The organism is Alcaligenes sp. Me129 (genome assembly GCF_050487245.1).
Lineage (GTDB): Bacteria > Pseudomonadota > Gammaproteobacteria > Burkholderiales > Burkholderiaceae_B > Alcaligenes > Alcaligenes phenolicus.
On record NZ_JBKQGX010000044.1, the window covers coordinates 1 to 646 of the forward strand.

A 646-nucleotide genomic window follows, 5' to 3' on the forward strand; every position below is an offset into this window, starting at 1 on the left:
TCATCGCAGATTTCAATAACATCGCCCGGTACATGGCGAAGCCCTTCTGCGCCGACGCTGAAATCCACGGTCTGCGTTTCCAGCAGTTCTGTTTTAATCAGCCACAGCCCGGCGCGGTGTGCCTGCCCCCGGCTGGTACAGCCAAAGGCATCCATCTTCGTAACATTACGACCGTAACGGGCAATGGCCTGCGTATCTTCAACAAGCTCTGTCGCCGTCTCCCAGCCGTTGTTCGGGTCAATCCAGTTCACCTCAACGGCATTATGGCGGTCCTTCAGGGCGCTGAAGCTGTAGCGGAACGGCGCGCCATCATCCGGCATCACCACATTACTGCGGTTATAGGTCCACGTCTTATCCGACGGTCGGTCCTGCACGAACGTCAGCGTCTGCCCGTTCCATACCGGCATACAGCGCATCGCCGAGCAGAAATCGCTGAGCACATCCCACGCCTTACGCTGTGTGGTCAGGTACGCATTACAGGTGATGCGCGGCTCCGTGCCGCCAAAGCCGTCCGGCACTGACTGGTCGCAGTACTGGCCGATGACATACAGCGCCCATTTATCCACATCCGCCGCACCAAGACGTTTCCCCATGCCGTAGCGCGGATGGGTCAGCATATCCCACAGACACCAGGCCATGTTGTTGC

1 protein-coding gene is annotated in these 646 nt (G+C 58.7%); it reads right to left on the bottom strand.

All coding sequences use genetic code 11. From position 1 onward, the window contains the following. Positions 1–617 (bottom strand): TipJ family phage tail tip protein (locus tag ACLPGZ_RS19595; RefSeq protein WP_429641897.1); only part of this gene is annotated, 617 nt, incomplete at its 3' end. Positions 618–646: the final 29 nt, after the last annotated feature.